Below are 22,518 nucleotides of genomic sequence, written 5' to 3'. Positions count from 1 at the left end.
TGGGTCATTTTTATAATATAAGCACGGATCCGGCTGTATCTATCTGTTGAATCAGCATCTCACAATCCTTAACCATTGTTTCGGCACCGCCCTCTGAAGTGATTGTATGCTTCCTTAACAATTCAAGGATCGGATGGTTGGGACCAAATGCTGAAAATGTAGACTTTATGCGATGCAGGATGCGCGCCGCTTCCCGGGCATCACCGGTTGCCGCAGATGCGCGCAGCGCCTCTTTATCAAGGATCCATTGTTTCCGTATTTCCAACAGCAATTCATTCATCACTGCTTCATCACCTCCTACCAGTTCCCTGAAAAATTCCAACCCGGTTGTGATATCCGCAACAGATGCCGGTTGGACGCCACCGGACCGGAGCGGCATCCATTTTAAAATTTTACTGATGATATCGGATTCCTCAATGGGTTTTGATATATAGTCATTAAATCCCGCAGCAAAGCACCGCTTGATTTCATTTTCCATAACGTAGGCCGTCATCGCAATAGCGGGTGTGTTGATGTGCAACTCTTCACGAATGATGGATATTGCCTTGTAGCCATTCATATGTGGCATCTGAATGTCCATCAGGATCAGGTCATAGTGCTGCGCCTGTATCCGTTCCAGGGCTTCCAGGCCATTTTCGGCCACCTCTATATTGAGCTGGTATTTACTTAGAAGGTGCTTAAGCAGCACCCGGTTGGCGGCATTGTCCTCTACTACTAATGCGGTATGACCCGAAAAATCGGCGGTTGGCTTACCTACTTTTTTACTGATTACAACCGGGGCATCCGCCACTTTTTCAAAAATAGCCGTAAATGAGAACTTGGATCCAAGGCCGATTTCGCTGTTTACCGAAACCGATCCTCCCATATTTTCAACCAGGCTTTTTACAATACTTAATCCCAGGCCGGTACCTCCATGCTGGCGGGTGGTCATTTGCTCCAACTGTTCAAAGCGGTCAAAAATCAGGTCTACCTTTTCCTTTGGAATGCCCTCCCCCGTGTCCTTTACGCTAAACACCAGTTTATGAACATCGGCGTTTTCATAGGGTAATACCCCCACGTGAATATGAACCCCGCCATAAGATGTAAATTTAATGGCGTTGTTGATCAGGTTAACCAGTACCTGCTTCAGCCGTTCCGGATCTCCTTTTATAAACGGTGGTGTTTGCGGATCGATATCCCAGTGATAGGTCAGCTTTTTTTCATTGACCAACGCCGAAAACATACGCTTCAAATCTTCAAACAACTCCGGAAGATTAAAAGGAATGCGCTTGATGCGAAGCTTTCCCGCTTCAATGGAAGAAAAATCCAGTATATCATTTACAATATGCAAAAGATTGTACCCGTTTGAGATGATGGTATTCGTGTATTCCTTCTGAGTATGGTTAAGGGCTGTATCCGATAACAGGTTTCCAAAACCGATCAGCGAGTTTAAAGGCGTCCGTAGCTCATGACTCATATTGGCCAGGAATTCGTCCTTGGCATTTTTGCTTTTGACGGCAGCTTCCCGTGCCAGGCTCAGCTCTTTTATAAGTACCAGCTGTTGCCACTGGCGGATTACAATAATGGTGGTAAAGATCAGTACGGCAATTACAGCTGCTATGGACAATATCCGGTTGTATACTGAAAGCTGGCTGGCATGTGTTGAATTTTTAACCAGGGTATGCTGTAACTGGTTTTCCAGGAATTTTTCAACCAGTACTCCATAGCGGTATACATCTTCTGCCGGTTTGGATTTCCGGAGGGAATCTGTCAGGCTGCCAAGTAAACGGGTGTCGCTCTGTTGCCGGGCATCTAAAACCGCATAAGAAAGATTCAGCTGGGCATTAACGGCGTCCATCAAACTCTTCAAATTGGGTATATGTCCTTTCCGGCCAATAGCTTCGTTGAGAATATTTGCATTGTATCCAAACAACGTGAGCGAATCACCCAGTACATCAAATGCATTTGCCTGGGTATTCGCATTCATCAGACTGAACCGGGATTGAAGGGTAAACGACATGTTTACCAGGTGTTGCATTTCATTATTGGTCTTAAAGGTTTCAACAGCCTCTACGTTTCCCTTCTGCAACGCCTGTGTAGCTTTGTCGGTAAGTGTTTGCGTGAAAATGATGCTAGCAACGAGTAAAAAAGCAAAGAAAATAAGCAAAAAATAGTTATAGTTTCTTTTTTGCATAATTACATATAATATTAATTAAGTGCCGGGCACTGATTTTACAAAAGGTCCCATGGTGCTGCATCAACCCGTGATGCCTGTTCTTCCCAACGATAAGGTTCTTAATTTCGAGAGGCCAAAATTATATATATTATCATTCTAATACAAAAAGAAAGCAGGTATTTCCTTTTTTACATTTTCATACCGGGATTTTGTGCGGTAATAACCGGCTTTTTAGTCGATATTTTTCAGCCGTATAAAGCCTTATCTTGCTGACAGCAAAGCCATTGCGCTCTCCTCAATCCGGTAAAACACCGAAAATCCTTCTGCAAAAAATCGGCCATTTTTATGGAAACTGTTTTCCGGTTTACAGAAAGCTGGTATCTTAGTTGTTTCAAAAGCGGGTTCATATCCTTTAAATACACTTCCATTGGCTTATTTATATTTAAAAGCAGTTCATATCATTTTTGTGGTTACCTGGTTCGCAGGGCTCTTCTACATGCCGCGTTTGTTTATTTACAATGTAGAGGCCAATGAACAGCCGCAGCCGGCGCAGGATGTCTTACATCGTCAGTTTGCTAAAATGATGAAGCCCCTTTGGTATGGTATTACCTGGCCCTCCGCCGTCATTACGCTCATCATGGGACTTTCTGTGCTATTTAAAGGCTCCTGGGCACAAATACTATTAACACCCGCCGGGTTCTGGCTCCTGCTTAAGCTGGTATTGGTGCTGTTTTTATACGCCTATCACTATTCATTGCACCGGATCTTTAAACAACAAATGGCCGGTATTTATAAATACAGTTCCGATCAACTGCGGATGTGGAACGAAGTTGCTACTATTTTCCTGGTGGCCATTGTAATGCTGGTTGTGGTAAAAAAAGAAATCAGTGTTATATGGGGCCTGGTAGGCATGATTTTGCTGATTTTTATCCTGATGCTGGTCATCCGCATTTATAAGCGGGTGCGCAATAAAGGGAAGTAAAAGAACATTCCAGGTTTAAAGTTCAATGTTCCAGATCAGGCCCTGTTTTACACTTGATGTAACGTCTCGATTCGGGGCGCCCTTATCAAGTTCCGGGTTCGATCGCCCATGGCACTCCATACCCGGTCGCCGATCCCGGACATAATTAACTGATGACTGAAAACTGATAGCTAACGGCTGATTCCAGATTTAAGGTTCCAGATTCCAGGTTGGGGCCATTGAATACCCGAAGCTCTATTCCCTATTGGCTATTCAATGTCGTTTCCTTAAAGCCGCAGATGCGCAGATTTGGTATCGGCTTTAACGGCAACAATATCGCAGAAAAGCGCCGCAGGCGCAATCAGCGTATCTGCGGCAACCATAAAAATCGCGAAGGAAACAGCATTGATTGGCTATTGCCCACTAACTATTGCCTATTTCTGCATTTTCACAAAATGAAAAGAGGGTGTCTCAAAAATTTGAAACACCCTCTTTTATGTAACGTCTTTTTGTTATTGTCTTTGTCCTTTCTGGCTGTTGAATTTGTGTACGTCAGAAGGAATCACCGGATGACCGGAAGGCGTTGTGCTTTCCTTGAAATAAGGATCGTACTTATTCCGCATATTCTTGTAAGAATGTCCGTCTGACAGGAAGGCGATGATAAACCAGATGAACAGCATCAATGGAACAACAATCGTCATGATGAAGTTCCGTATTTCATCGCCCAGGTGCATAAACACAGACACAATGTAATATGCCTTAGCCAGGGTTAAGATACAAACCACCCCTTTTATGAACAGCAACAGCGCGTGGCTGGGCTCTCCTTTGTGCAGGGCATAAATCGTAAACCCAAGGGCCAGCTCCGCCAGCGTTAAAAATGTAAGAATGAGGGTCGTTTTCTTAACCCGGTGTTTAAACGTGGCATCGTCTGTATGATGTGCAAAGCTTACTTCAGGGTAGGCGGCAGACGGTGATATATCTTTTGTTGGATCGTAATGTTGTGACATAATTTCTTTAAATTTCAAATATCAAATTCCAAATATAAGGTCTGTTTAATCTCTCCGTTCTCTTCCGGAAAGCGGTTGGGTAGCCTTTATACCAGGTAAAAGCAAAGGAATACGAATACCCAAACCAGGTCTACAAAGTGCCAGTACAACCCGATTTTTTCAATCATCAGGTAGTGTCCTCTGCGATCATACACTCCCATTTTGGTTTGGATGAGCATAATGATCAGCAGGATCACCCCAACAGATACGTGAAAACCGTGGAACCCGGTAATGCCATAGAAAAATCCACCAAATGCAGCAGGTCCGGGTTTACGCACTACCATTTCACTATTGGAAAGTAACTGGATCAACTGATCTTTGGGCGTTTGCAGCAATTCAGCATGGCTCGCATGAGAAAGATGCTGCTCATGTACCAGGGTGGCCAGTGTTTCCGGAGAAGTTTTTGCCAGTGCCGGAGTTACATCCTGCGGCAACACGATCTCTCCCCAGGGATTAAAGCCGTTCCGCTGTGCCATTACTTCAATATGATCCCCAACTAAAACCGGGTTCTTAGCGGTCAACAGGTGGGTCCACTCCCAGGCCTGGCAACTTAAGAAGATCAATCCCCCGATGATCGTCAGCAAGAGGTATTTTTCCACACCCTTCCGATCACGGTTATGTCCTGCATGCACCGCCAGCACCATGGTAACAGAACTGATAATTAACACAAAGGTCATCACACTCACAAATGCCAGTGGCAGGTTTGCGTGTCCTGCAAAAGGAAATGTATTAAATACGATGCTGGGCTCCGGCCAGTAGTTCAGTCCGAAACGTACGGTACCCAATGAGATCAGGAAAGCTCCGAACGTAAAGGAGTCACTCAGCAGGAAATACCACATCATTATCTTTCCATACTCTATGTTAAACGGACTTTTTCCCCCGCTCCACCACTTGGTATTATGTGTTACTGTCTGTTCCATATTTGATTCGATCAATTTTGTAAAAGTTGTTTATCCCAGAATTATGAAAAATAGCATTAAATACAGCCAAAGCAAATCCACAAAATGCCAGTACATCCCCATTACTTCAACAGGCACGGCATCATAAGATTTTGTTTTCCCGGCAATCGATTTTAAAAAGATCACCAGGAGGGCAATCACCCCACCGATCACGTGCACGGCATGCAGGCCCGCAATGGCATAAAAGAACTGTCCGGCCCCTGAAGCGCCTTTAAACTGAACATTATTGTTCCAGAGCTGATAAAAACCAATGATCTGGCAGATGACAAAGGCTGCACCTAACAGGAAGGTGATCCCCAGCAATCCGCGATACTGCTGCATCCCCCGGGTTTTAAAAGCCTTTGTAGCCATCAGCATTGTAAGGCTGCTGGCCAGGATGAGTACCGTAGACACCCAGAAAATATTGGGCAGCGAGAAGGTTCTCCAACCGGCCTGATTGCTTTTTACAATAAAAGCACTGGTGAGCCCGGCAAACATCATCAGTATACTCGCAATAGCCACCCACAGCGCAAACTTATGCGGATGTAGTTTTCTATGTTGCTGTTCACTCACGATTGTTGTGTTCATAAATAATTCCTTATCAATAACCGTCTGTCAAAAAAAAAATCAGGCTTTCGCCAATAAAAGCGCCAGCAAAACCACCGGCAGATGAATGTAACTTCCAAACATCACTTTTCTTGCAGAAGGTACATCCATTTTATTATAAAGAGCAATGGCTCTTCCAATGAGAAAAAGATTCGCCAAAATGATCAATACTGCCCCAATCATGCCTTTTACGGTTCCATACTCGCAGATCCCTACAAAAAAAGGCGCAATGGTTATGGGCAGCATCAGCAATGAATACACTACTGTTTGCAAGGCCGTAAACCGGGTAGGTCCCTTATCGCTGGGCAGTAGCTTAAAACCTACACTGCTGTAGTCTTTATGCGCCACCCAGGCAATGGCCCAAAAATGGGGAAACTGCCACAGGAACTGGATCCCAAATAGAACAATGCCACCCAACCAGTTGATCTGCTGACCGGGAACAAAGCCGGCCACCCACCCGATCAAACAAGGAAACGCACCGGGAAATGCACCCACCAACACGGCCACAGAGTTTACCTTTTTTAAAGGGGTATATACAAAGGCATACAGGAAGAGGCTAAATGCTGCCAATGCTCCTGCTGTCCAGTTAAAATAATACCCCAAAATAAAGATCCCTACCGCACCGCTGAAAATGGCAAATCCCCAACCCTGCTCCGGGGTTAACCGGCCGGCAGCGATCGGACGTTTTGCCGTCCGTTTCATTTGTGCGTCCGTATCCTTTTCTACAACCTGGTTGATGGTGTTGGCACTACCCGTTACCAGCAATCCACCTACAAAGAGCAAAACGATCCTCCACCAATCATACATCACATCTGGCACCAGCAGGTAACTGATTACGCTGCTGAAAACGACCATGATACTTAATGAGGGCTTCATCAACTGGAGAAAATCCCTTACTCCGCCCTCTGCTGATTTTTTCAATTTTTTATATTTAGTCAATAGTCAACGGTCAATGGTCAACGGCATTTCCTATTGACTACTCACCATTCATCTCTAATGTGTACTTTCATTCTCACCAACCGGCTCTGTCTGCGGAATGAAGTCTCTTCCGTCTTTACCATAATCATATGCCCAACGGTGTACTTCAGGAATTTCTCCGTCCCAGTTACCGTGTCCGGGATGAATCGGCGTTGTCCATTCCAGGGTTGTTGCCTCCCAGGGATTCTGCGTACGTACCCTTCTTCCTTTATATATCGAGTAGAAATAGTTGAAGACAAACATCAGCTGCACCGCAAATACGATGATTGTTACAACTGTGATCATTGCATCCAGGCCATGGAACTGGCTAAAGCTTACCCAGCTGCTCTTGTCGAGGTAACGCCGGGGCATGCCCGCAAACCCCTGATAGTGCATGGGCCAGAAGATGAGGTATGCGCAAGCGATGGTTACCCAGAAGTGGATATATCCCAGCGTATTATTCATATACCGCCCGAACATTTTGGGGAACCAGTGATAAATACCCGCAAACATTCCAAAGAAGGCCGATACACCCATTACAATGTGGAAGTGGGCAATTACAAACATGGTATCATGCAGGTGAATATCGATGGTTGAGTTACCCAGGAAGATACCGGTAAGACCACCAGAAATGAAGATGCTCACAAAACCAATGGCGAAGAGCATGCCCGGGGTAAACCGGATATTTCCTCTCCAGATCGTAGTGATCCAGTTAAATACTTTAATAGCCGAAGGGATCGCGATCAGCAATGTAAGTAATACGAATACCGATCCAAGGAATGGATTCAGACCTGTTACAAACATGTGGTGCGCCCAAACCAGGAAGGCCAGTACGCAGATCGCCATCAGTGAAGCGATCATGGCCATATAACCAAAGATCGGCTTACGGGAATTGATCGCCAGGATCTCCGATGCCAATCCCATCGTTGGCATAATAATAATGTATACCTCAGGGTGCCCCAGGAACCAGAACAAATGCTGGTACAGGATGGCGCTACCTCCTTCGTTGGGCAGGGCCTGACCCGCTACAAAAATATCGCTAAGGTAGAAGCTGGTACCCAGGTGACGGTCGAACATTAACAGCACCAAACCAGACAGCAGTACCGGGAAGGATAGTACACCCAGGATAGCCGTAAACAACAGCGCCCAGATGGTGAGCGGTAACCGCGTCATAGACATACCCTTGGTACGCATGTTCAGAATGGTAGAAATATAGTTCAACCCACCCAGCAGCTGTGAGGCCACAAACAGGGTCATGGCAATGATCCAGAGATCCATACCACTTTTAGAGCCCTGAGAGGCCAGTCCTAATGCACTCAGCGGAGGATAAACTGTCCAACCGCCGGCAGCAGGGCCTGTTTGGGTGAATAAAGAAGACAACATTACAATGCTGGCGGCGAAGAACATCCAGTATGAAAGCATGTTCATAAACGGAGACGCCATATCCCGGGCACCTACCTGCAAAGGAATCAGCAGGTTGGCAAAGGTTCCGCTCAATCCCGCTGTTAATACAAAGAAGATCAGCACGGTTCCGTGCATGGTAGTAAGCGCGTAATAAAATTCAGGTTTGATCTTTCCACCTTCAGCCCAACGACCGAAAAACGTTTCCAGGATAGGGAAAGACTGATCAGGAAAACCCAGTTGCAAACGAAACAGTACCGAAAATAAGCCGCCGATAATCGCCCAGATAATACCTGTTACAAGAAATTGCTTGGCAATCATCTTGTGATCCATACTGAAGATATACTTCGATATGAATGTTTCTTTGTGATGATGAACATGCGGCTCTCCGGAATGACCATGACTCGCAACCCCATGCTGAATATGTAAAGTATCGCTCATAATTAACTTTTAAAAACTAACCTTCTTTCTTTATCAAAAAATTACTTGCCTGCGGAATCTTTTTTAACTGCAACAGTATCTGTTGCTACTTTAGCGGCCGGTGCGGCAACCGAATCTTTGGGAGCAGTTGCTGCGGCTGCCGGCGCTGCTGATTCTTTCGCTTTTGCATATTGAGATTTCTGAGAAGCCATCCACTGATCAAACTCCTCCTGAGTTTCTACTACGATTTCGCCCCGCATTCCGGTGTGACCCGCGCCACACATCTGATCACAGGCAATTTCGTATACAAATTTACTATTTCCGGTTTCTTTAATCATGTCCTTTGTGGTTTTTATTGGTGTAAACCACAAGGTAGTGGGAGTACCCGGAACCGCATCCATTTTCAACCGGAAATGCGGCAATCCCACACTGTGTATCACATCTTTAGCTCCAATAATGAGCTTTACCGGTTTACCTACTACAAGGTGCATCGGAGCAGAAACTACGTAAATATCATCGTGGTTGGCAGCGTCATCCCAGATCTGTCCCAGCGGATTGTCATGCGCCTCATCAATGTTCTTATAATATTTTTTTCCAAAAACACCATCCTTACCCGGGTAACGGAACTCCCATTTGAACTGGCTGCCGGTAATTTCGATCTGCATGGCATTTTCCGGTGCTGCACCCGTAATACGATACCAGTACACAAGTCCAAACCCGATCAAAACCGTCAGCGCGATAGCGGGAATTACAGTCCAGATCAATTCCAGCTTATTGTTATGCGGGAAATAATAAACCGAACGGTTTTCAGATTCCTGGTATTTGTACGAATACCAGAACAACAATATTTGTGTTATAAAAAATACGACCCCGGTGGCGATGATGGTATACAACATCATATTGTCTACCAAAATACCATGATCCGACGCTGATGATCCAAACTTCAGGATCTTATCGCCAAGTGTATGATGCGCCCAGTATACTCCAAACAATCCAACAATCAGAAATACCAGCAACAGGGTGGCATTGATCTTATTGGTTTGCTTCCTGGTTTTTTCCTCCCCCCGGATCACAGAAACAAATTCGCTTGCCCTTGCAATCTGAAAGGTTATAATAAAACCTAATATTAAAATGGCGAATATTAAAAAGTTTTGCATACGATGTTGTTCTAATATTTATTTCAACTACTATATTTAAATTTCTGTTTCCCGGATTAAGTATGGTGAATGACTGCTTCTTTTACAAACGGATGGTTCCGCGCGGTTAAAGAATATTTACTTAATGTTTTACCGGTCACAAACATGATGATACCGATAAAGCCCAGGCCAATTCCCATATCAAACAGGATCATCGGTACTTTATTGGGAGATACGGCAGGGAATACCATTTGGAAGAAATCCAGCCAGTGCCCGAAAATCACCAGTACCGATACAATGGTAACCACGGTATAATTTCTTTTGGAATCCCGGCTCATAAAGATCAGGATCGGAGCCACGAAGTTGATGATCAGCATCATCCAGAAAATAGCGCTGTAAATACCTTCTGCTCTTGGTTTAAAGTATACGGTTTCTTCAGGAATGTTTGCATACCAGATCAGCATGAACTGGGCAAACCACAAATAAGTCCAGAAGATCGAAAAGGCAAAAATGAACTTACCCAGATCATGCAGGTGCTCCTTATTTACCAGGGGCAGGTAGCCATTGTTCTTTAAGAATACCACGTACAGGGCGATGAGCGACATACCAGCTACAAAGGTACTGGCGAAGTTATACCAGCTGAACATGGTACTATACCAGTGCGCATCAATGCTCATGATCCACAGCCAGGGAACAGAAGACATTACAGTTAATGCAAATACAACGATGTACAGGGCCGCCATTACGGTATTGTTCCAAACAAATTTCTTTCTTTTCTCCAGGGTGCTTACAACGTCTCCTTCGTCTGTTTTCAAAGACATCTGGCGCATCTTCCAACCCAGGAACGACCACAACACCACAGTAAGGATGGTAACGGTGGCAAAAAAGCCCTTGCTCAAAAAGCCACTTTTATGCTGTAAAACCGGATCATGTGCTACGTGTTCAGCATCCGTCCAGTGATAAATCGTATGATGGTCTCCAAAGCACAACGCCAGCAAAATTACCAGTGCAATAACACCTATTACCGGCACACAGGAGGCAATCGCTTCGGTAACACGGGTAAAGGCAATCTGCCATCCGCCCCAGGCCAAAGTAGTAGCACACATAAAGAACATAGCCGCATTTACTACCAGCAGGAAGTATACGCTGTTCTGAAGCAAACTGGCCCAAAAGCGCGCACGATTATCGTGATCCCCCTCTCCTCCAGTTGTCACAAACAGGGAAATAGCTGCGATGACACCGACCACCATTAACGCGAACGCTATCGTGTTATATCTTTTTGCAGGTATGAATTTTTCCGTAGTTGACGTTGACATTCGAATCTTATATTAATAGTTCTGTGAATTAGTTATTATTTTTTTGCTGTTGCATCTGCTGCCACTGCTGCCCCGGCCGTTTTAGTACTGTCCGTAGCTGCACCGGAAGCTGCTGCACCACCACCCTGTTTAGACTTGATAAAGGCGATGATCTCCCATCTTTGTTTGGGGCTTAGCTGGGAGGCATAGCTTCCCATCTGTCCTTTACCATAAGTAACTGAATAAAACATCGTACCGGCAGGCAGGGCCTTCATATCTGCAGCCATAAAATCTTTAGGAGCCGCGGTAAAAGGTCCTTCACCACCGTTAAACAGCGGACCATTGCCATCCAGTTTTGCTCCGTGGCAAATACCACAGTTGATCAGGTATAAACGCTCCGATTCTTTCATGTCGATTTTTGCACCGGCGGAATCCAGGGGATTTTTTATTTGAGCCGATTGGGCATAGCCCGCAGAATCATGCGGCAGGTTAAACGCAAACTCAACATCTTCTCCTCTTGCTACTGTACCAGGTACCGGTTTGCGGTTATAGAAAACACCTTCGTTTTCCAGATCGGTAGTTGGCGCATAGGTTTCATAAGCTCTGCTATAGGTCATATCCGGCATATATGAACGACCCGGATTACTGTCTGCTCCGCAACCAGCCGCCATTGCGCTAAACGTCACCGTTGCTATAAATATATATTTATTCATGTTTCCTATTATCATTTATTTGAGGTTTGAAGTCTGAGGTTTAACGTTTGATGATCTTATCAAACAAGAAACGTCAAACGATAAACTTTTATACTGCAGCTACTTTTTTACCAAAACGAACTGTTTCCCGGTCGTAACGGCCAAACCACCAACCGGTTTCCCGGCTTTGAACCTGTACATCCTGCGCACCGGTTTCTTTCAGAAAAGCGATGGCTTCTTCTTCATTTGTTTTATCGGTACACTCAATTGCCATTACAAATGTATCGTCTGTGCTGCGCGGGTTAAAATGATCCTTCTTTACAAAAGGCGCCAATTGGCAAAGCCAGCAAAAAGTAAGCACCATCCCAACAGCGGAGAAGAGAACGGTCAACTCAAACATGATCGGAATCCACGCCGGCAGTGAAAAGAAGGGTTTACCTCCAAAATTGATCTGCCAGTCGCGCGCCAGCGCCCAGCCAATAAAGCTGATCGCCGTAGTAGTTCCCGTAATACCATATATAAAACCAGCAATGTGCAGGTCTGTATCCTTCATCCCCAGTTCCTTGTCTAAACCATGGATGGGGAAGGGTGTATACACATCTTGTATCTTATAACCGGCGCGACGTACTTTCTTCACCGCAGGAAAAAGCACCGCTTCTTCGTAAAAATTGCCTGTAATAAACTTCTTGATGGCCATATTTTCTATTTGTTTCAGGTTCCAGGTTTAACGTTTCATGTTTATCCCTCTTACCTTATTATTTTTTTCAATTTTACTACTTCAGGTTACGGATATCAACGTGAAACATTGAACGTGAAACCTGAAACTATTCCTAATGGTGTGCATTCGCATGCTCAAATGCTTCCAGTGACTCGTTCTCGTCATGCCCCATCTGCTCTTTGAAATTATCCCCGCTGCGCTTCAGGATATGCTTGATTTCCGCAATTGCAATAACCGGGAAGAACTTGGAGAAGAGGAAGTAACAGGTAAAGAACAATCCGAATGTACCCATATAGAACCCGATCTCCCAGATAGTAGGCGTATAATAGGTACTCCAGGAACTGGGCAGGTAATCGCGGTAGATAGAGGTAACGATGATCACAAAACGCTCGAACCACATACCGATATTTACCAGGATACTCATAAAGAAGGTTACCAGCAGGTTACGGCGCATTTTCTTGAACCAGAAGATCTGGGGAGATAATACGTTACAACCCATCATCAGGTAATAGCTCCAGCCGTAAGGGCTGCTGAGGTTTACCCGGTTTTCGCGGAAGGCGAACCACTCATATTCCACATGGCTGTACCATGCAATAAATAACTCAGTTAAATAAGCGATCCCCACAATCGATCCGGTCAGTACAATTACCTTGTTCATTACATCGATATGCTCCATGGTAATGTATTCTTCCAGACCCAATACCTTCCGGGTAATCAGCAGCAGGGTTTGTACCATTGCAAAACCGGAGAATACCGCACCCGCAACGAAGTAGGGAGGGAAGATGGTTGTATGCCATCCGGGAATTACGGAAGTGGCAAAGTCAAAAGATACGATGGTGTGCACCGAAAGTACCAGGGGGGTACTTAAACCGGCCAGTACCAGTGATAATGCTTCATGGCGCTGCCAGTGTTTGGTGCTTCCCGTCCATCCAAAAGAAGCCAGACCATAAAAGAATTTACGCCATTTCAATTTTGCCCGGTCTCTCAATGTGGCCAGGTCAGGTAACAGACCGCAATACCAGAAGAGTAACGAAACGGTAAAATAAGTAGAGATTGCAAATACGTCCCAAAGCAGCGGGGAGTTAAAGTTTACCCACAGCGGACCACGGGTATTGGGGTAAGGCATTACGAAGAAGGCATTCCACACACGCCCCATGTGCCAGATGGGAAACTGCCCCGCGCACATTACCGCAAAGATGGTCATTGCCTCCGCAGCACGGTTTACGCCCGTTCTCCATCCCTGGCGGAACAGCAAGAGGATCGCCGAGATCAGGGTTCCTGCGTGACCGATACCTACCCACCATACGAAGTTGGTAATATCCCAACCCCAACCGATGGTTTTATTCAGGTTCCACTGGCCGGTACCATACATAACCTCCATTGTAACGGAAACAATACCAAAGATCAATAACCCAATGGAAATGATAAACCCAACCCACCAGAGTTTACTTGGAGTGGCCTCTACAGGACGACATATATCTTCTGTAATCTGGTGATAGTCCTTGCTTCCTTCCACCAATGGTCCCCGTACTTGCGATTCGTATCTGTTTAGTGACATACTTTTATTTTGTTTGAGGTCTGAAGTTTAAAGTCTGAAGTTATTTCCTCTAAACTTTTCCACCCTTTAACTTTAATACTTTTCTACTATTAATGATGTGCCGCTTCTTCATGCTTTTCTGCTGCCGGTACTGCCGCTCCATGATTTTCACCATGACCACCTTCTGCTCCGTGCTCACCGCCTCCGATAATTTCATCTGTATTCCGGATCTTGGAGAAGTAGCTTACGTTTGGCAACACGTGCAATTGCTCCAGTGAATAGAACAAACGCTGCGGGTTGTTTAACCGCACCTGGCTGATAGCACTGTGCATATCTCTTGCATCTCCAAATACAATGGCATTGGTAGCACAAGCCTGCTGGCAAGCAGTTTTTGCTTCGCCATCTTTCAGCGGACGGTTTTCTTTCTTCGCGTCCAGTTTTGCGTGCTGCAAACGCTGGATACAGAAAGAACATTTTTCCATTACCCCTCTGGAACGTACTGTAACATCCGGGTTCAGCACCATACGGCTTACCGCGTCGTTCATCTGGTGTACCACCGGATCCAGTACGCCTACCAGTTTCTGATCCTGGTTGTTCGGGAAGGAATCCGCACCGGTATAATCAGCCCAGTTAAAGCGACGTACTTTAAACGGACAGTTATTCGCGCAGTAACGGGTACCGATACAACGGTTATATGCCATCTGGTTGATCCCTTCTGCACTGTGGTTGGTAGCAGCAACCGGACAAACGTTCTCACAGGGAGCATTGTCGCAATGCTGACACAGCATCGGCTGGAATACCACGCCTTTCAGGTTATCCGGATCTTTTTCATCACTTACAAAATAACGGTCGATCCGCAGCCAGTGCATATCGTGATAGCGCAATACCTCGCTCTTTCCTACTACAGGTACGTTATTTTCTGCATGACATGCTACCACACAAGCGCTACAGCCGGTGCAGGCATTCATGTCGATATTCATTCCCCACTTAATACCGGGCTTCTCATGATCACCGTAAAGGGTAGCCTCTTTTCTGAAATCACCGGTATTTTTTGCATAATTCTCTACCAGCTTATTGCGGAAATCCAGGATCTCGTTGGGCTTCTGGCGATAAGTAGCCAGGCTGGTTTCGCGTACCACTTCCACACGGCCTTCATAAGAATTGTGGATCTGTGTTTGTGCGATCTTTTCTTTTCTGCCGGTATTGGAAACCGTTACATTCGAAACAAAGTAGCTGATGCCGCTTCCGTCTTTTGCCATGGATGCAAAGGGGAACATATTCACCCCAACACCCGCGGCAGTTCTGCCCAGTTTTTCACCACGGCCATAACCATAAGCTACCGCAATGGTATTTGCCTGCATACCGGGTGTTACCAGGATCGGCAATTCGACGGTGTTTTTGCCATCGCTTATTTTGATTACCGGCTTATCCGGGTAATATTCATAATCTACATCGGTTACAATACCCAGTTCTTTAGCCTTAGGAATGGAAATCAGCGCATAGCTGCCCCAGTTTGCCTTGGAAACCGCATCCGGTAATTCCTGCAACCAGGGGTTTACGGCGCCATAGCCAGGCCCGATGGATACTTTCTCATACAACACCAGCTCATCTTTTCCACCAGCCGGATGCGCTGCAATGGCTGTAGCAGCTGCGGCCAATGCGCTTCCGTTAAAAGCCCCCGAACCACTGGCGGCTTCTTCCACCACTCCATTTTCCAGTGCTTTATGATATGCCGCTTCGCTGCCAGCTTTCTGATGCCAGTAATTCTTTACATAGGTATCATAATCTTCAGCACTGCCACTCCATTTTAACAAGGAAGTCTGGAAGGGACGTGTTTTGAACAGCGGGAAAATTGTTGGCTGAATAAAGCTGTAAACGCCTGTTTTGGGTTCTGCATCGCCCCAGCTTTCTAAATAATGGGGAGAAGGCAGGATATATTTACACAGTTCTGTGGTTTCGTCCATCCGATATCCGAAAGAAACTGTGGTTTTAATTTTTGATAACGCGCTGGCAAAGCGTTTGCCGTCGAAATAATCGAAAACAGGATTGGCTTCGTGAATCAGCAGGACATCAACCTGTCCGCCTTCCATCTGGGCCAGCAGATCTGCAAATTCTTTATCGGTTCCTTTACGGGACTGATCGGCCCTGGACCAATCAATAGTAGTACCATAAGCGCCGATGGCGTTGTTGATGGCGTTTACCACCAGCTGGATGTTTACATCGTTACTGCCGGAAACCACCAGGGCTTTACCTGCAGCGGCCTTCAGTTCGCCCGCCACCTTTGCAATACCCGCATTCAGTTTGGCATCAGCGATTGCGGGAGCTGCTACACCGCCGCCTACTGCCGCCAACAATGCCAGTGCCACTGCACCGGTTTGAGATGGGCGATGGGTAAAGCGCTCGTCAGCATTGGAACCTGTTAAACTCAGGAACGATTCAAACTGGTAATGTTTGCTCATTACCGGGTTCTTTTCGTCGATTCTTCTTCCTTTTGCATAACCCGCTGCATTTTCTTCGCTGCTCAGCCAGGTACCCAGGAAATCTGCACCCAGGCTCACAATAACGGAGGCCTGGTCAAATTTATAAGAAGGTATTTTCCGTCCGAAGCCTGATGCTTCATTGGCCAGGAGGATACCATTATAGCTTACCGCATCATATTGAACAAGGCGGATCTTGGGATTTTTTGCAATCAGGTCCAGTGTAGAAGGAGAGTTGATGGTGCTTGTAAGCAGTACAACCGAACCGGCGGCAGCCAGGTCCGCTGCAATTGCCTTGTCCAGTACGTCATACATGCTTTCTTCAAACTTATCGCCTACTTTACGCTGGGGAAAACGCAGCCGGTGCATATCATAAAGATCCAGCACCGAAGCCTGTACCCGGGCAGAAGTACCGCCGTTGGTTGCAGACAGATAATCGTTTCCTTCTATTTTGATGGGGCGGCCATCACGCACTTTTGCAATAACCGGAACCGCATCCCCACCCTGTGTATAGGTGGTTGCATAATATTTTGCCTCACCGGGAATCAGGTTATCGGGTTTATTGCCATAAGGAATGGCTTCCCGAACCTTGGTTTTACAGCTTGCCGCTAATGTTGCCGCAGCAGTACTGAAACCCAGATATTTTAAGAAATCTCTCCTGGGTGCTTTTGCATCCATTAAACCTTTACTGTCAAAATCTTCAAAAGGAAGTTCATCACGAAACTCATCCTGAACCCGCTTTTGAAACTTTTCGGAATCATTTAATTCGCCGAAACCCTGCCAGTATTTATTGCTCATTTATCTCTGTTTGAATATTTGAAAATTTACGCATACGTTGGGAGTGGTATCAAACGCGCTCCCGCACTCTGTTAATAGTGACACTTCTGACACTCCAGACCACCAATATCTTTCACGGTCACGCTGTCCATTTTACCTGATTTGATGTCATTATGGAACTTCTCGTAAATACTGTAAAACTGGTTGCCGCTGGTAGAATCCACATTAAAGTTTACTTTGGTCTGACGGTGACAGTTAACGCACCATCCCATGCTCAGCTCTGCAAACTGGTGTACCTCATCCATCTGGGTAATTTCACCATGACAGGTCTGGCACTGAACATTGCCCACTCTTATGTGCTGGCTGTGGTTAAAGTAAACATGGTCAGGAAGGTTATGGATCTTTATCCAATCGATCGGTTTTGCTTTATTGGGATCCCATGCATCCGGATTTTGAGGGTTAAAGCCGGCATATTCGTACAGTTTTGCAATTTCTGCAGAACCATCGATCGAATTACCATTTTTATCTTTCAGCTCAGGACCATTGTATTTCTGGATCGTTTTATGACAGTTCATACAAACGTTTACAGAAGGCACGGCGGCTGTTTTGCTTTCCCATGCATTGCCATGACAGTACAAACAGTTGATCTGGTTGATGCCCGCATGTACTTTGTGCGAGTAGAAGATCGGCTGCCTGGGCTCGTAATCTTTCTGGCGGTTCATGTTGATCATTGCCTTTGTGGTAAAGTAACCGCCGATGATGAACAGCAGGATGGCAGCAGTGGCCATGTAGATCTTGTTCTGCAGGAACGGAACGGCCGCCGGCGATTTTTTACCTTCAGTATCGTCAGAAATTTTTCTCAGGTTCTTGTTTACAAAGATCAGGATCAGTGCCGCCAGGGCCAGGATCAGGGTAATGATACCATATAATAAGGGGTGCTGGCTGGAATCACCTTCTCCGGCTGCCGCACCTTTTGCAGCATCAGCTGCTGCACCTTTCCCTGCATCCAGCTTGCCGCTTCCTTTTTCATCAATGTATTTTAAGATCGCATCTATCTGAGGATCAGTAAGATCAGGGAAGGTCTGCATCGCTGTCGGCTTCAGTTTTGAAACCTCTACAGCCTGGGGATAACCGGAAGCGATCAGTTTCTGGTTATTCCGGATCCATTCATGCAATTTGCCTTTATCTTCCCACTGGCCTTCTACTCCAAACAGCGGTGGACCGGTCATATCGGTTTTCATATCACCGGAGTGACAGCTTTGACATTTGCTGATAAACAACTGTTTACCATCAGCGTCCTGTGCAATAGCAGAATTAAACCAGGAAAGAGTGAAAAGCGTTATTATAATTAAGGAGAATCGGTTAATTATATACTTAGAAATAGTCATAAACGCATTAAATCTAAAAATGTGGATAAATGTCTCTGATCAACTGCAAAAATAAGGGTCGGGCTTAACAAAACAGCAACATTTTATAAATTTTTTAAACCCGCTACCAGCCTGTGTTTCAGCCGATTTTCAGGTGTATTTTTTCTAATTGAAAAAATCTTTGTCATTAAAAAGTCATCGGTTTCGCATTTATATGAGTTGTTCACATCCCGCCCGGCCAGCACTATTCTTGATTTATATCAATTTTTATCCGCATACATACAAACGACAGTAATTAAATTGCGGATTTTGAGGTGTTTAGAGGCTTAAACACGGCCACAGAGCGCCGGGCACTGAATATTCTTACGCGCAGTATTTTGAACATCCGGACGAAAGGACCTGCATATATTTTTTACCCGGAAGATGGAAAACCAGTCCTTCTGTGTTTTTCGTGCTTTTTGATGGTAACCGGTTAGCAGAAACCTTTGTGTTCAGCGCTTCAATAGCAATATCTCAACAAATTGTAAGATATTTGATCCTTTAATATGAAAAAGAAGATCGCCATTTTTGCCAGCGGGGCCGGTTCCAATGCCCAAAAGCTGATCGATTATTTCCGGAATCATGAATTTGCTGAGGTTACCTTAATTGTTTGCAATAAACCCGGGGCAGGTGTTACCAATATTGCCGGAACTGAGGACATTGAGCTGCTCCTGACGGACCGTTTATCGCTTCAATCAGCCGAATTTGTGCAAAAACTGCTGGAAAAAGGCATTGATTTTGTCGTTTTAGCCGGTTTTTTGCTAAAAATACCCGCATCGCTCATTGAAGCTTTTCCACAGCATATTATTAATATTCACCCGGCGCTCTTACCCAAATATGGGGGAAAGGGAATGTACGGACATTTTGTACATAAAGCGGTTATTGCTGCCGGGGAAAAAGAAAGTGGGATAACCATTCATTTTGTAGACGAGCATTATGATCATGGAGCTACCATTTTCCAAACCACCTGCCCGATATCCGGGTCCGATACCCCTGATTCGCTGGCTCAAAAGATCCATTTCCTGGAGCATCAGCATTTTGCGCCAGTAGTGGAGCGATTGATTTTAAAAGAGTTATAAAAACCCAGGAATATGGAAATGTGAAAATGGACTTTGCGTCAAACATGAAGCCAGGATACAGCGTTAAATATCAATTCCTCCCATTAATTACCGAATACCGGTTATTGATTAAATACACTTTACCATAGTTTTTGCAAATTCTTTCCTTGTTTTGCCGTCCAACCAACCCGTAGACAGTGTTGTCTTAATTGTAAAAATTGAATGTACTAAGAGCCATACTTGTATTGGGACTGCTCCCTGCATTTCTTCACTCAGAAGCACAGGTACAGATCAAGGGAAACGTTTATGACAGCCTGGGCCGTACCCCCGTACCACTGGTTTCTGTGCTTACCAGCTCGGGATCCGGTACCACAACGGGCGCAGACGGAAGTTACAGCATCCTGGTGCACCCGAGGGATTCGATCTGGTTCAGTTATTTAAATAAACCAACCCGTAAGTTTCCTGTGGCAAATATTGCAACACCCTATGCTTTTGATATTTCGCTGCGCATCAGCATCCCGGACCTGCCCGAAGTAAAGGTCCGTAACCGCGATTATCGCCAGGATTCTATCGAAAACCGGGAAACCTACCAGAAGTACTTTGATTTTCAGAAACCGGGGCTCTCTACCATGACCGTAACCGATGGGTTTGGCGCCGCCTTTGACCTGGACGGAATCATCAATGCCTTCCGCTTCGGAAGAACCCGGAAATTAACCCGGTTCCGCGATAAACTGATTACCGATGAACAGAATGCTTATATACGCTACCGGTTCAGTAAGGCCCTCATTCGGCGTATTACGGGTATGACTGAAGACAGCATTATCAATGATTTTATGGCAATGTACCAGCCCAGTTATCTTTTTACCAACCGGGTTAATGATTATACTTTCCACGAATACATTAAAAAATCCTATGAACGGTTTAAGCTGGGGTTACTGCCGCCCCCTATGTGGAAAGAAGGATTAACCGGGGATGAAAACATGGAATATTAAGAAGTTTTACCTTGGATATTTCCCAGACGGAGCATAGAACGTATCTAAACAATTTATTACGGGTTTATACATTGTAACATAGGTAAAAGCGGTATCCTTGTTCATATTGGGCAACCGCAAGGTCTGAGCTTTCTGGTCTACAAGTGTATCTACCCTGGCACCATTTTTATTTGTATAGCTAAACTTTGTGCCCAGGGAAGTGGCATCTACAGAAAGCAAGGTAAGAATAGCAGTATCAGAACCCTTCTTGATATCTGTAATAACCCTGTTCAGCAAAGACTTTTCATATACCATACCATAAGAAACGCCAAGCGCATCTACCTGAATAGAACTGTTTTTGGCATTGTCATAGGTAAAGATCTGGAAGACGTATGAGCCTTCATTCAGATTATTAATGATCACAGAAATCGTGTCTTTCGGCCGGGTAGCAGTAATAGGAACGTTCAGTGAATCGGCCCGGTTATTCCAGTAGATTCTTGCCATCGTGGCCTTTTGATCGGTGCCTCTCAGCCAACTTACTTTTATTCTTTGTTTGCCGGAATTGATGGAAACCGGATCGGCTTTCCCCACATATACCAGGCCATCCGGCACCACAAAGCCCTTGTAGGTGTCATCCATTTTTGCACAGGAAAAGAGCAAAAAGAATAACCCGGAGGCAATAACACAGTTCCGTACGATTTCAAATCTATGCTTCGTTTTCATCATCTTGTCATTTTATTATTGAGGAGACCCCCAGAAAGTAAGTTCAGAAATATAAAACATCTGCGCAATGCCCCATACCTGGAGAATCTTAAAACGCAGGTAGCGGTACCCATCAGCCATCGGTGGCATATCAAAATCTTCTCCATCCACCCGGGCAAACTGAATATCCTCATTATTTACCTGTCCAAGCGGGAGACCGGAGGGTTTTCTCGAAGCAAAGGTTCCAAGAGAGTCCCAACTGGCCCAGGTACCATCCGGGTTGGGGTTATTACTGCCCCATATTTCAAATAGCTTTACATCGGCATTATTATACAGGTCATTGTTGTTACCGGCACGATGATAAAATTTAAACCGGCTCAACGCATACTTAACCCCCATATCAAATGTAAACCAGGCGGGGATTCCTGAATTGGGAACAGTATGAAACACATTATTTCCATCGTTCCATTTGTTATCCCACAGGAATGGCATAGAACGAAGGCTTAGTCCTGACCAGGTATGCCCCTGCCAATTATCCGTAGGCAGCCTCAGTTCCTTAAACTTGCCTTTATCCAGTAATGATTCCGCCAGCGGCACCAGGGCTTTTGCAAGAGTATCGGATCTATTCTGCCAGCGGTCGCGCACATAAACAGCAAATTTCCGCTCCTCCGGTCTAAACCCCCGGATGGTCAGGTTGCCGGAATCTGCTTTTGTATAAAAAGTATTCACCGTGTACCAGTCGCCCCGGCCCGTGGAATCAGACATCAGGACAAAGGATAAGTTAGCCCTTGCCTCATTATAAAATTTAACCAAGGCCCCACCAAATGTTTCTTTTAGTACCACAGAAGAAAAAGTCTTTTGTACGGGTGGGGTTAGCGGTTTTATGGTAACGGATTGCGCCGCGGACAGCTTTTCATTTTTTCCTACGGAATAGATGCTTACCTCGTGCTCATCTGTATCACCATACCCTTCAATTCTCAGGGTGTCTGAAAAATAAGAAGATTTGGTTGTTATTTCTTCCCCCGAGCGGAACTTATAAACAGCCTTTACATATAAGAGGTTGGGGTCATTAGGCAGCTGATAGGTGATAACAGCGCCCCCCGGCCGGTTTTCTACCTTAATATTTGCAACAGTTGCGGGTGCCATCGTTGACTGGTTCGTATAGGTCAGCATGTCTTCTCTTTTACACCCGGTATTTACCAGCAGCGCCAGTAGGTATATAGATGCGAATATAGTTTTCAGTTTCATCGTTCGTTCATTTTAGA

The 22,518-nt window shown here is 45.4% G+C and carries 18 protein-coding genes; 3 read left to right on the top strand and 15 right to left on the bottom strand.

Features of this window, described 5'->3' with window-relative positions; genetic code table 11:
* Nucleotides 1-10: 10 nt before the first annotated feature.
* Complete coding sequence (locus Q1V85_RS15915) at nt 11-2,173, bottom strand: ATP-binding protein (RefSeq protein WP_300601472.1); 2,163 nt, start codon at nt 2,171-2,173, stop codon at nt 11-13.
* A gap of 409 nt (nt 2,174-2,582) precedes the next feature.
* On the opposite strand from Q1V85_RS15915, the gene Q1V85_RS15910 reads away from it, so the two are divergent.
* Nucleotides 2,583-3,137, top strand: coding sequence for a CopD family protein (locus tag Q1V85_RS15910; RefSeq protein WP_300601471.1), 555 nt, complete (start codon nt 2,583-2,585; stop codon nt 3,135-3,137).
* 491 nt (nt 3,138-3,628) lie between these two features.
* Here Q1V85_RS15910 and Q1V85_RS15905 read toward each other — a convergent pair whose 3' ends face one another.
* The 12 genes from Q1V85_RS15905 to Q1V85_RS15850 form a co-directional block, all read right to left on the bottom strand.
* On the bottom strand, nt 3,629-4,123 hold the full coding sequence (locus tag Q1V85_RS15905; RefSeq protein WP_300601470.1) for a cytochrome C oxidase subunit IV family protein: 495 nt from the start codon (nt 4,121-4,123) through the stop codon (nt 3,629-3,631).
* Nucleotides 4,124-4,209: 86 nt separating this feature from the next.
* Nucleotides 4,210-5,082, bottom strand: a complete 873-nt coding sequence (locus Q1V85_RS15900; protein ID WP_300601468.1) for a cytochrome c oxidase subunit 3 — start codon at nt 5,080-5,082, stop codon at nt 4,210-4,212.
* Nucleotides 5,083-5,112: 30 nt separating this feature from the next.
* Nucleotides 5,113-5,688, bottom strand: coding sequence for a heme-copper oxidase subunit III (locus Q1V85_RS15895; RefSeq protein WP_300601467.1), 576 nt, complete (start codon nt 5,686-5,688; stop codon nt 5,113-5,115).
* Nucleotides 5,689-5,727: 39 nt separating this feature from the next.
* Nucleotides 5,728-6,627 (bottom strand): heme o synthase, encoded by a 900-nt coding sequence (cyoE, locus tag Q1V85_RS15890; RefSeq protein WP_300601466.1) that lies wholly within the window; start codon nt 6,625-6,627, stop codon nt 5,728-5,730.
* A 72-nt stretch (nt 6,628-6,699) separates the two neighbouring features.
* Nucleotides 6,700-8,505: a cbb3-type cytochrome c oxidase subunit I gene (locus Q1V85_RS15885; protein ID WP_300601465.1), complete on the bottom strand. Its 1,806-nt coding sequence runs from the start codon at nt 8,503-8,505 to the stop codon at nt 6,700-6,702.
* Between the two features lie 41 nt (nt 8,506-8,546).
* The gene (locus Q1V85_RS15880; protein WP_300601464.1) at nt 8,547-9,641 is read right to left on the bottom strand and encodes a cytochrome c oxidase subunit II; all 1,095 of its coding nucleotides are present in this window, start codon (nt 9,639-9,641) and stop codon (nt 8,547-8,549) included.
* Nucleotides 9,642-9,697: 56 nt separating this feature from the next.
* Entirely contained in the window at nt 9,698-10,936 is a 1,239-nt protein-coding gene (locus Q1V85_RS15875; protein ID WP_300601463.1) for a quinol:cytochrome C oxidoreductase, read from the bottom strand.
* 35 nt (nt 10,937-10,971) lie between these two features.
* The gene (locus tag Q1V85_RS15870) at nt 10,972-11,628 is read right to left on the bottom strand and encodes a cytochrome c (RefSeq protein ID WP_300601462.1); all 657 of its coding nucleotides are present in this window, start codon (nt 11,626-11,628) and stop codon (nt 10,972-10,974) included.
* 88 nt (nt 11,629-11,716) lie between these two features.
* Complete coding sequence (locus Q1V85_RS15865) at nt 11,717-12,304, bottom strand: DUF3341 domain-containing protein (RefSeq protein ID WP_300601461.1); 588 nt, start codon at nt 12,302-12,304, stop codon at nt 11,717-11,719.
* Between the two features lie 133 nt (nt 12,305-12,437).
* Complete coding sequence (gene nrfD / locus Q1V85_RS15860; protein WP_300601460.1) at nt 12,438-13,883, bottom strand: NrfD/PsrC family molybdoenzyme membrane anchor subunit; 1,446 nt, start codon at nt 13,881-13,883, stop codon at nt 12,438-12,440.
* Between the two features lie 89 nt (nt 13,884-13,972).
* Entirely contained in the window at nt 13,973-17,137 is a 3,165-nt protein-coding gene (locus Q1V85_RS15855) for a TAT-variant-translocated molybdopterin oxidoreductase (protein ID WP_300601458.1), read from the bottom strand.
* 71 nt (nt 17,138-17,208) lie between these two features.
* Complete coding sequence (locus Q1V85_RS15850; protein ID WP_300601457.1) at nt 17,209-18,504, bottom strand: c-type cytochrome; 1,296 nt, start codon at nt 18,502-18,504, stop codon at nt 17,209-17,211.
* A gap of 524 nt (nt 18,505-19,028) precedes the next feature.
* Here Q1V85_RS15850 and Q1V85_RS15845 point away from each other — a divergent pair.
* Together Q1V85_RS15845 and Q1V85_RS15840 are read left to right on the top strand one after the other, a co-directional pair.
* Nucleotides 19,029-19,601, top strand: a complete 573-nt coding sequence (locus tag Q1V85_RS15845; RefSeq protein ID WP_300601456.1) for a phosphoribosylglycinamide formyltransferase — start codon at nt 19,029-19,031, stop codon at nt 19,599-19,601.
* A 197-nt stretch (nt 19,602-19,798) separates the two neighbouring features.
* Entirely contained in the window at nt 19,799-20,572 is a 774-nt protein-coding gene (locus tag Q1V85_RS15840; RefSeq protein ID WP_300601455.1) for a hypothetical protein, read from the top strand.
* Between the two features lie 6 nt (nt 20,573-20,578).
* Here Q1V85_RS15840 and Q1V85_RS15835 read toward each other — a convergent pair whose 3' ends face one another.
* Both Q1V85_RS15835 and Q1V85_RS15830 read right to left on the bottom strand, forming a co-directional pair.
* Entirely contained in the window at nt 20,579-21,277 is a 699-nt protein-coding gene (locus Q1V85_RS15835) for a DUF4998 domain-containing protein (protein ID WP_300601454.1), read from the bottom strand.
* A gap of 12 nt (nt 21,278-21,289) precedes the next feature.
* On the bottom strand, nt 21,290-22,501 hold the full coding sequence (locus Q1V85_RS15830; protein ID WP_300601453.1) for a DUF5000 domain-containing lipoprotein: 1,212 nt from the start codon (nt 22,499-22,501) through the stop codon (nt 21,290-21,292).
* Nucleotides 22,502-22,518: the final 17 nt, after the last annotated feature.

Source organism: Niabella sp. (assembly GCF_030150205.1).
GTDB lineage: Bacteria > Bacteroidota > Bacteroidia > Chitinophagales > Chitinophagaceae > Niabella.
Note: the sequence above shows the minus strand (reverse complement) of the source record. Positions and strands in the feature narration are given on the sequence as shown.